The organism is Specibacter cremeus, assembly GCF_003946885.1.
GTDB lineage: Bacteria > Actinomycetota > Actinomycetes > Actinomycetales > Micrococcaceae > Specibacter > Specibacter cremeus.
In genome coordinates this window covers 23,631-33,492 of the sequence record NZ_RWKQ01000039.1, presented here as the reverse complement: position 1 = coordinate 33,492, position 9,862 = coordinate 23,631, and the positions used below count along the sequence as shown (strand labels likewise).

Below are 9,862 nucleotides of genomic sequence, written 5' to 3'. Positions count from 1 at the left end.
CCCACCCACGCACCCACACGTCGGGTCCCTCGGGCGCGGGGACCCACCCACGCACCCACACGTCGGGTCCCTCGGGCGCGGGGCCGGCCACCCGTCTTCAGGGTTCTGGTTCGACCGTTCCACCCTCCCCGTAGTTGCCGTCCTCGTAGCTGCCCACGGTGTAGTCGCCCTTGCGCCCGGGGACGACGCCGCCCTTGCCGTAGTCGGCCTCGACGAAGCGGCCCTTGTCCCGGTTCTTCTGCTCGTCCTCGGTGCCGGCCTTGCCGTAGTCACCTTCCACGTAGCGGCCCTCCGTGCCGTGCAGCTTGTGCCCGCCCTCGGTGCCGCCCTTGCCGTAGTCGCCCTCCACATAGCGGCCATGGTTTTCGGGATCGCCGTTTCCAGGATCACCGTTCTCGGGCTCATTCCCTGCTGGAACCGGCGCCGCGGCCCCGTCGTCCTTGCTCATGACAATGCCTTCCCTTGATGTGGGCTTCCCTTGTTTCCTGCCCCCAGTGTAGGCCGCATGGCGCCGTCCATACAGGGCGGCTTCCGGTCCAGTCTGGGATCACAGACGCACACCGGCGCCGGGGGCTACCGGTGCCGGGCGCGCAGGGATTAGATGAATGCATGGCATCCCCGACCCCAAGGAATCTCACCATGGCCACCATGCACGACCCGTCCCGCACCATTCGCGCCGCCCGCGGCACGGAACTGTCGGCAAAGTCCTGGCAGACCGAAGCCCCCCTGCGCATGCTCATGAACAACCTGGACCCCGAGGTTGCCGAACGCCCCGAAGACCTGGTCGTCTACGGCGGCACCGGCCGCGCCGCACGGTCGTGGGAGGCATACGACGCAATTGTTGCCACGCTGAAGACCCTTGAAGACGACGAAACCCTGCTGGTCCAGTCCGGCAAGCCCGTGGGCGTTTTCCGCACCAACAAGTGGGCACCGCGCGTGCTCCTGGCCAACTCCAACCTGGTGGGCGACTGGGCCACGTGGCCCGAGTTCCGCAAGCTGGAGGCCGAGGGCNTTCGCTGCCATCGCCACCAAGCGGTTCAACGGCACCCTTGCCGGCACCCTGACGCTGACCGGCGGCTGCGGCGGCATGGGCGGCGCCCAGCCGCTGGCCGTCACGCTCAACGGCGGAGCCTGCCTCATTGTCGACGTCAGCGAGGAACGACTTCGCCGCCGCGCCGGCAAGCGCTACCTCGACGAGGTCGAGACCGATCTCAACGCAGCCCTGGCCAAGGTGCTGGCGGCCAAGGCCGAAAAGCGCGCCCTGAGCGTCGGCGTCGTCGGCAATGCCGCCGATCTGTTCCCGGAGATCCTTCGCCGCCACCAGGCCGGCGAGTTCACGGTGGACATTGTCACCGACCAGACCAGCGCCCACGACCCGCTGTCCTACCTGCCCACGGAATACTCGATCGAACAGTGGCACACCGAGGCCGAGAACGACCCCGAGGGCTTCACCAAGAAGGCCCAGAACGCGATGGCCCGCCACGTGCAGGCCATGGTCGAATTCCAGGACGCCGGCGCCGAGGTCTTTGACTATGGAAACTCCATCCGCGATGAGGCCCGCAAGGGCGGCTACAACCGCGCCTTCGAATTCCCCGGCTTCGTCCCGGCCTACATCCGCCCGCTGTTCTGCGAGGGCCTGGGCCCGTTCCGCTGGGTGGCGCTCTCCGGCGACCCCGAGGACATCCGCGTCACCGACGAGGCCATCAAGGAACTGTTCCCCGAGAACGAGCACTTGCACCGCTGGATCAACGCCGCCCAGGAACACGTCGAGTTTGAGGGCCTGCCGGCACGCATCGCCTGGCTGGGCTACGGCGACCGCGCCAAGGCCGGTGTCCTGTTCAACCAGCTGGTCGCCGATGGCAAGGTCAAGGCCCCGATCGTCATCGGCCGCGACCACCTGGACTCCGGCTCCGTCGCCTCCCCGTACCGCGAGACCGAGTCCATGAAGGACGGCTCCGATGCCGTTGCCGACTGGCCGCTGCTGAACGCGCTGCTCAACACGTCCTCCNTCCATCCACCACGGCGGCGGCGTCGGCATCGGCCGCTCCATCCACGCCGGCCAGGTCTCCGTCGCCGACGGCACACCCCTGGCTGCCGAGAAGCTCGAGCGCCTGCTCACCAACGACCCCGGCATGGGCGTCATCCGCCACGTCGACGCCGGCTACGACCGCGCCATCGAGGTGGCCGCCGAGCGCGGAGTCCGCATCCCCATGCAGGAACAGTAGTCGCGGGGGCGTCCCCGGATATGCGGTGACGACTACCTTGGCATCCGTACATGATCGGGGTTGAGTTCAGTGATGCTGCTTACGCCCAGCAGGGCCATGGTGCGGCGGATTTCGGCGGTCAGGATCTCCAGGCACTTACGCACGCCCGCTTCGCCGCCGGCCATGAGTCCGTAGAGGTAGGCGCGTCCGATGAAGGTGAAGTCCGCACCAAGGGCGATGCCGGCGACAATGTCGGCGCCGTTCATGATGCCGGTGTCCAGCATGACCGAGGTGCGGGACCCGACGGCGGCCACGACGTCCGGCAGGAGCCGGAGCGGAACGGGGGCACGGTCAAGCTGACGGCCGCCGTGGTTGGAAACGACGATGCCATCGACCCCGTGGTCGGCGGCCTTCCGGGCATCTGTGACGGTCTGGATGCCCTTGATGACGAGTTTTCCGGCCCAGGCTTCACGCATCCAGGCGAGATCGTCGAAAGTCACCGTATTGTCGTAGAGTTCTGACGCGCTGGAGCTTTCGATCCTGCCGTTTCCGTAGGCGAAACGGAGCGGTTCGGTGGTCAGGAAGTTGAACCACCATTCCGACCGATAGGAGGCGTCCAGGAACGTCTTGAGCGTGAGTTGGGGAGGGAACGTCATCCCGTTGCGCAGGTCACGGACCCGGTTACCCAGGGCCGGGACATCGACGGTCAGAAAGAGGGTATCGCAGCCGGCCTTTGCGGCCCGCTCGATCAGCTCCAGGGACCGGTCGCGGTCTCGCAGCAGGTAAAGCTGGAACCAGTGCCGGCCGTCGGGGGCAGCCTCTCGAAGGCCTTCGATGGCCGTGGTGCCCATGGTCGAGAGCGTGTAAGGCACCCCCGCGTCGGCGGCCGCCCGGGCAACGGCGCGCTCTCCCGCGGAATGCATCATGCGGGTGAAACCGGTTGGTGCCAGGCCGAAGGGCAGCGCGGATGTTTTCCCAAGTACCTCGGTGGCGGTGTCCGTGGCGGAGACGTTGCGGAGGATCCCGGGCTGGAACTCGATCTGGCGGAACGCCTCCCTGGCGCGGGAGAGGCCGACCTCATCGTCGGCACCGCCGTCGGTGTAGTCAAACGGGCCGGAAGGGGTCCGGCGTTTGGCCAGACGCCGCAGATCCTCGATGGTATGCACGGAACCGAGCCGCCGGCGCACCGGATCCAGGTCAAGGGGTTTGAACTTCAACAGCGGCGCAACATCGGCCAGCCTGGGAGGTGCCGTTCCAGGCGCGGATTGCCTGGCGGCGGGTTCTTGGAAGGCGGGTTCTTGGAAGGCGGGGTCACAACGCGGCTCTCCTGTGGTTCCTGGTCGGGAAACGTGTGATTCAGGTCATCTGCTTCACCATAGGCGCCCATCCCGCATGCCGTCTAATGCCGCCATGGCACATCGCTTATGCTCTTCCGGTATAGAAGCTGAGTCGCTCTCACCAACCGCTATGCCCTGTTGGCATGGATCCGATCGCCAATTGGCCTTGGACGGAATGCCTCGCGGAAGGACAGATTGGGAATCCGAGGTAAGTGCCGCACGCCGTCTCCAGTGGGCAAAGTACGGCATCCTCAACCGACAGACCAACCCAACTGAGGGAGATACCTGTGAAAATTGATGCCATCTTCGACAATGGCCGGATCCGCACCATGGATGGCCAACGGCCCGCGGCCACCCGGTTGGGCGTCCTGAACGGCAGGATTGTCGGTTTCGACGAGGAGCTGGAGGGTGTCACCGCGGAGCGGACTGTTGACCTGGGCGGGGCTGCGGTGTTGCCGGGGTTCCACGACGCCCACTACCACGCGTCGCTGACCGGGGCGCGGCTGGCATCCCTTGACCTGCGCCCGGGGGTCATCGACTCCCTGGATGAGCTCTATGTTGCGGTCAGGGAACGAGCTGCCGGGCTGGGACCAAACGAGTGGATCCGCGGCTCGGGGTATGACCAGAACATCATCGGCGGCCATCCGACGGCCCGGGCCCTGGACCAGGTGTCCGGCGGCCGGCCGGTGCTGCTGGAACATGTCTCCGGGCACATGATTGTGGCCAACACCGAGGCTTTCACCCGGGCGGGATACCCGGGCGGTTATGGTGTCCCGGAGGTGGACGGCGGACACGTCGCCCGCACCCCGGACGGGCGCGCCGAGGGGCTGCTGCAGGAGCAGGCGAACAGGCTTATCTACGCGGTGGTCCGGCCGATGGCGCTGGAAGAGGTCCAACGCAACCTGGCCCTGGCCTCGCACCAGGCGGTTTCCTTCGGCCTGACAAGCCTCACCGAACCCGGACTGGCAGCTTGGGAAACCATCGGGAACTCCCCGGTGGACTTCCATAGCTACCAGGTCGCTTCGGAAACGGGGGTGCTGAAACCGAGGATGACGCTGATGCCCTACGTCACCACGCTGCACAACGTGCCCGGGTTCAAGGACCGGGACTGGTACGGCCTGGACCTGGGCATCCGCACCGGCTTCGGCGGTGACAGGCTCAAAATGGGCCCTGTGAAGATCGTCTCCGACGGCTCCTTCATCGGCCGCTCGGCAGCCATGCACCACTGCTACCACGGCGAGCCGGAGAACAAGGGCTTCATGCAGTTCGATCCGGATGCCCTGAAGAGAATGATCGTCGGCGTGCACAAGGCCGGCTGGACGGTGGCCACGCACGCCATCGGCGACGCCGCGATGGACCACGCCATGGATGGCATTGACGAAGCACAGCGCCAGCTACCTCGGCCCGGTGTACGGCACCGGATCGAACACTTTGCCCTGGCCAGCGACGCCCAGATCCAGCGCGCCGCGGCGCTGGGCATCATCCCGGTCCCGCAGGGCACCTTCATCTCCGACTTCGGCGACGGCATGATGGCCGCGGTTGAGCCGGAACTGCAGAACCGGATCTACCGGATGAAGTCCCTGCTGAACGCCGGCATCGTGCTACCCGGTTCCACCGATTCCCCCGTCTCCAACGGGAACCCGCTGCGCAGCATCCACGACATGGTCAACCGCACCACCGCCTCCGGCCAGGTGCTGGCCCCGGCCGAGCGGCTTACCGTGGCCGAAGCAGTGCGCGCCTACACCTACGGTTCCGCCTACGCCGTCAACGAAGAACACAACAAGGGAACCCTCAGCCGTGGCCTGCTGGCCGACTTCGTGGTCCTCTCGGAGGACCTGTTCGGCATCGACCCCGCCGGTATCCGTGACGTCACAGTCCGGACCACCGTCATCGGCGGCGAGGTCGTCTACAACGACGGCGACCTCCCCGCCCCCGGGGCCACCACTCAGGTCGACCCGATCGCTGCCCATCGCCTTTAGCGGTACCCAGACTACGCGGCCTTTGCTCCCGCCTTCGGCGGCCACGGCGAAGCCGTTACCTGCGACGGCCGTCCCGCCCACACCATCGCCGCGCCGTCCACACAGCCTGTGCACACGTTGTCCCCAAAGTTATCCACAGATGGGCATAACCGGACGGCGCCTCGGGAGACTTGTCCACCTACGTGGACAAGTCTCCCAAGTTTTCCACAGCAGTCTTCGAACAGCTCGCTGTCCCCCAGTTGGGCCCAAAGTTATCCACAGAAGTGGACAACTTTGGAGGCATCCCCCCGAAAATGCGCCCCACTCCGGCGAAAAGTAATCCACAGCTGTGGAATTACATGTGTGTAAGTTATGCCCACTGTGTGGATCCCTGTGGAAAACAGGGCGTTCGAATAGACCTTCGCGAGTAGAACTACAGGTCTGTAAGTTATGCCCAGCTGTGTACAACCCTGTGGATAGCGGTCCGTGGCGTGTGTCCGCGGGCGTGCAACCATGGGGTCATGGAATTGCCACCGCCGCCGCACGAACACCTGCTGTCCCGGCCCGCTGTGTCGGATGTGGACATCGCCGAGTACCGCCGGCTGGGCGCGGAGGCGGCCGCAAGTGTCGCCGTCGTCTGCACCAGCTGGCGCGGGCGCGACTATGCGGCCACGGTGTCCGCGCACCTGTCCGTATCGTACGACCCGCCCACGCTGCTGGTGAGCCTGTACGAGGGGTCGCGCATCGCCGCGGCCGTGACGGGTGCCGGCCATTGGACATTGAGCCTGTTGGCCGCCGGGCAGCGGCGCACGGCGAATTGGCTGGCCAGTCCCGGCAGCCCGGTGGAGGGGCTCATGGAGTCTGTGGAGTTCCGCCGCGGCCGGGTCACCGGCAGCCCCGTGATTGACGGGGCGCTGGCGTGGTTCGAACTGGAGACCACGGCCGTGCACCCGGCGGCCACGCACCTGCTGGTGGTGGGCGCCGTCGTCGGCATGGGTGAGCGCGGCGCCGGGCAGCCGGGCGAGGGGCCGCTGCTGCACTACGGCGGGGAGTACCACCGGCTGGCCTAGGACGGGCCCTAGCCGAAGACCAGGGAGTGGATGGCCTGGGCCTTGTAGACGGTGAGGCCGAGCAGGATCAGCAGGACCAGGCCCATGCCGCCCCACTGCATCAGGGCGCGGCGCGGGCCGCGCGGCGCATAGGCGACGATGGCGGCGCAGGCGGCGCCGGCGACGAGGCCGCCCACGTGGGCCTGCCAGGCGATGCCGCCCATGAAGCTGAGCGCGGCGTTGATGACGAGCAGGATGACGATCTGCCGAAGGTCGCCGCCACGCTGCTTCTGGATCACGAACAGCGCGCCGAACAGGCCGAACACGGCACCCGAGGCGCCGACGACCGCCGTCGTGACGGGCGCCAGCAGCAAGACGCCGACGGAACCGGCGAAGGCGCTGATCAGGTACAGCGCCAGGAACCGGGCGCGGCCGAACTCCGGTTCAAGCACCCGGCCCAGCACCCACAGCGCGTACATGTTGAAGAGGATGTGCGGCAGGAACGAGGTCGAATGCAGGAATGCCGAGCTGACCATGCGCCACGGCTCGACCTCGGTCAGGAACGGCGCATAGGCGAAGGTCTGGAAGATGAAGCCGTTGGGGATGAGCAGGTCGGCCCCAAACGCCGCGACGCAGACGGCCATCAGCGTGATGGTGACGACCGGGCGTCCCGCACGCACACGGCCGCCGAGGGCGGTGCGGTGCGTCGGGACGGCCCGGGTGGTTTCACGGACGCAATCCACGCACTGGATCCCGACGGCGGCACTGCGCTGGCAGTCCGGGCACGCCGGCCGCCCGCACCGCTGGCAGCGCACATAGGCGACGCGGTCGGGGTGCCGGGGGCAGACCGGAATGTCGGCGGGCACGCCCGCCGCCGGGTACGGGGAACTCACGGTGTGTGGACCTTTGCCGGGAAAGTGGTTGTCAGAGCTCGACGACGGTGACCGAGTTGATCACGACGTCCTCGCGCGGCTTGTCGCCGGGGCCCGTCGCGACACCCTCGATGGCGTCGACGACGGCCTTCGATTCGGCGTCCACGACCTCGCCGAAGATGGTGTGCTTGCCCTGGAGCCAGTTCGTCGGAATCGTGGTGATGAAGAACTGCGACCCGTTCGTGCCGCGGCCGCCCTGGATGCCGGCATTGGCCATGGCCAGCTTGTACGGGTCGTTGAAGTTCAGTTCCGGGTGGATCTCATCGTCGAACTGGTAGCCGGGGCCGCCGACGCCGCGACCCAGCGGGTCGCCGCCCTGGATCATGAAGTCCTTGATGATGCGGTGGAAGATGGTGCCGTTGTACAACGGCGTGTTGGATTCCTCGCCCGTGGCCGGGTGCGTCCACGTCTTCTCGCCCGTGGCCAGGCCGACGAAGTTCGCCACGGTCTTCGGCGCGTGGTTGCCGAAAAGGTTGACCTTGATATCGCCGAGGCTCGTGCTGATGGTTGCTGTTGCGGTAGGGATTGCAGTCATGGCGATATTCTGTCATGCCCACGTGGGCGCCACCCGGCCGGGCGGTGTCATTTCAGCGCCCGGCGAACTGCCGGGGGATGGTCGCGGGCAGTCAGGCCACGTAGGCTGAACACGGAAGTCTGACTCCAGGAGGAACGCGTGAAGAAGGTAGAGACCATCGGCCACAGCCGCCAGGAGGCGCTCAGCGCGAGCGTCGAGAGTGCCCGGGAATGGGCAGCGCCGAAGGTGGAGGGCGCACTGCACTGGGCCGTGCCGCGGCTGGAGAAGGGGCTGGAAGCGGCTTCGCCCGTCGTGCAGGACAGCTTGCGCAAGGCCGCCCAATACACGGCCGACGGCGTCGCGGCCGTCACGCCGCGGCTCCAGGAAGGCCTGGAGAAGCTGGCCCCGCGGATCTCCGACGCCGTGGACGACGCCGCACCCCGGATTTCCGAGGCCCTGGACAAGGCCGTCCCGGCGATTTCCTCCGCGAAGGACAAGGTCGTGGCGGACTACATCCCGCAGTTGGTGGAGCGGCTCGCCGAAGTGGCCCAGGCCGTCGAGGCGGCGCTGGAGCATGCGGCGGTGCCGCAGAAGGTCGAGGCCGTGGCGGCCAAGGTCTCCCACGACGTCAGGCACGGCAGCCGGAAGGCGGCCGCGCAGGCGGAGAAGGCCGCGAACGCCGCGGCAGCGAAGGCCGCCGCGGAACTGAAGAAGTCGGGCAGGAAGAGCCGCAAGGGCTGGATAATCGTCGGCCTCATCGCTGCCGGCGCCGTCGCGTGCGCGGCCGCCTGGAAGGCGTCCAAGCCCGTCGAGGATCCGTGGAAGGTGCCCGCCCCCGTGACGCCGTCGCCCACCCCGCTGGACACGCCGTCCCCGGCCACCACCCCCGCCGCGGAGGCGAAGACCTCCGAGGATTCCGAGACGAAGTAACCACCGCTCCGCCCAACCAAGGCGCAGTTAAGCACCGAAATCCGCGTGAACCGGTGCCTAACCGCGCCCTGGTTGGGCGGTTTGGCGTTTGAGCCCGCTGCGGCCCTGCTGCAGGACGACGACGGCCAGGCCGGCCAGGATGAGCGCCAGCCCGGCATATGTGCCGGGCTGCAGCTGCTCGCCGAGGAAGACGGCCGCCAGCAGCGCGGCGCCGGGAATCTCAAGCAGGATCATCATGGACACGACGAGCGGGCTGATGGTGGCCAGCAGGTGGTTGAAGATCGTGTGACCGAAGATCTGGGCGGCCACCGTCACGCCCAGGATGCCGAGCCAGGCGCCCGCGGGCAGGGCCACGAGGGGTTCTGCAGGGCCAGGCACAGCGCCACCAGGATGAGGGCGCAGATGCCGTAACAGAGCGTCGTATACACCCCCGTGGACAGCGTCCTTCGAACCTTGGCCCCGGCGAGCGTGTAGATGGCGGCCAGTACACCGCCGGCCAGTGCCAAGGCATCCCCGAGCAACGCCTCACCCGAGGTGCCCACGTCCAGGCCGGTGATCACGACGACGCCGATGAGCGCCACGCCCAGCCCGATGACCAGGGCGGGTCGTGGACGCGTCCCTCGCAGCCACTGGAACAGCGCGATCCACGCCGCCTGGAGGCAGACCAGGGCGGTCGCCGCAGCCAACAGGGTCCAGCCCCATTGCCGCCCGTCCAGGCCGCGGAACTGGTGCCGGTTCCGGGTCACGGCCGGCACACCCATGACAAGGGCGCCGAGCGCATGGCGCCAGAAGGCGATCGTGGGCGCCGGTGCTGCCGTGGCCGCCATGATGGGCCCCGAGGCCGACACGCCGAGGACACCTATTACGGCGAGGAGGACAGTCACCCACCAAGGGTAACGGGAAAAGAAAATCACCCCGGCCGCCTGGGCCGGGGTGAC

General features: G+C 67.6%; 9 protein-coding genes and 1 pseudogene. 4 read left to right on the top strand and 6 right to left on the bottom strand.

Annotated features, from left to right (window positions below; genetic code table 11):
- Positions 1-97: 97 nt before the first annotated feature.
- Positions 98-448, bottom strand: coding sequence for a hypothetical protein (locus EJC77_RS14730; RefSeq protein WP_125614160.1), 351 nt, complete (start codon positions 446-448; stop codon positions 98-100).
- A gap of 191 nt (positions 449-639) precedes the next feature.
- Between EJC77_RS14730 and hutU the strand changes: the two are divergent.
- Positions 640-2,225 (top strand): annotated as a pseudogene (gene hutU, locus EJC77_RS14725) (urocanate hydratase).
- A 32-nt stretch (positions 2,226-2,257) separates the two neighbouring features.
- Here the strand turns inward: hutU and EJC77_RS14720 are convergent.
- Complete coding sequence (locus EJC77_RS14720; RefSeq protein ID WP_420820322.1) at positions 2,258-3,370, bottom strand: alpha-hydroxy acid oxidase; 1,113 nt, start codon at positions 3,368-3,370, stop codon at positions 2,258-2,260.
- A gap of 458 nt (positions 3,371-3,828) precedes the next feature.
- Here EJC77_RS14720 and EJC77_RS14715 point away from each other — a divergent pair, with 458 nt between their 5' ends.
- Both EJC77_RS14715 and EJC77_RS14710 read left to right on the top strand, forming a co-directional pair.
- A complete protein-coding gene (locus EJC77_RS14715) occupies positions 3,829-5,520 on the top strand; it encodes an amidohydrolase (protein ID WP_125614154.1) in 1,692 nt (563 codons plus the stop codon).
- Positions 5,521-6,020: 500 nt separating this feature from the next.
- On the top strand, positions 6,021-6,569 hold the full coding sequence (locus tag EJC77_RS14710; RefSeq protein ID WP_125614152.1) for a flavin reductase family protein: 549 nt from the start codon (positions 6,021-6,023) through the stop codon (positions 6,567-6,569).
- A gap of 8 nt (positions 6,570-6,577) precedes the next feature.
- On the opposite strand, the gene EJC77_RS14705 is transcribed toward EJC77_RS14710, so the two are convergent.
- Positions 6,578-7,441, bottom strand: coding sequence for a rhomboid family intramembrane serine protease (locus EJC77_RS14705; protein ID WP_125614149.1), 864 nt, complete (start codon positions 7,439-7,441; stop codon positions 6,578-6,580).
- A gap of 31 nt (positions 7,442-7,472) precedes the next feature.
- Positions 7,473-8,015, bottom strand: a complete 543-nt coding sequence (locus EJC77_RS14700) for a peptidylprolyl isomerase (protein WP_125614146.1) — start codon at positions 8,013-8,015, stop codon at positions 7,473-7,475.
- A gap of 138 nt (positions 8,016-8,153) precedes the next feature.
- Here EJC77_RS14700 and EJC77_RS14695 point away from each other — a divergent pair, with 138 nt between their 5' ends.
- Complete coding sequence (locus tag EJC77_RS14695; RefSeq protein WP_125614143.1) at positions 8,154-8,924, top strand: hypothetical protein; 771 nt, start codon at positions 8,154-8,156, stop codon at positions 8,922-8,924.
- A 57-nt stretch (positions 8,925-8,981) separates the two neighbouring features.
- On the opposite strand, the gene EJC77_RS21455 is transcribed toward EJC77_RS14695, so the two are convergent.
- The gene (locus tag EJC77_RS21455; RefSeq protein WP_338069481.1) at positions 8,982-9,278 is read right to left on the bottom strand and encodes an EamA family transporter; all 297 of its coding nucleotides are present in this window, start codon (positions 9,276-9,278) and stop codon (positions 8,982-8,984) included.
- Complete coding sequence (locus EJC77_RS14690; RefSeq protein ID WP_338069480.1) at positions 9,236-9,808, bottom strand: hypothetical protein; 573 nt, start codon at positions 9,806-9,808, stop codon at positions 9,236-9,238. Before EJC77_RS14690 ends, EJC77_RS21455 begins: the two co-directional genes overlap by 43 nt.
- Between the last annotated feature and the right edge of the window lie 54 nt (positions 9,809-9,862).

Excerpts from the sequence above, each read along its gene's own strand:
- EJC77_RS14700 (WP_125614146.1), bottom strand. The coding sequence starts at position 8,015 with ATGACTGCAATCCCTACCGCAACAGCAACCATCAGCACGAGCCTCGGC.
- EJC77_RS14730 (WP_125614160.1), bottom strand. The coding sequence starts at position 448 with ATGAGCAAGGACGACGGGGCCGCGGCGCCGGTTCCAGCAGGGAATGAG.
- EJC77_RS14710 (WP_125614152.1), top strand. The coding sequence starts at position 6,021 with ATGGAATTGCCACCGCCGCCGCACGAACACCTGCTGTCCCGGCCCGCT.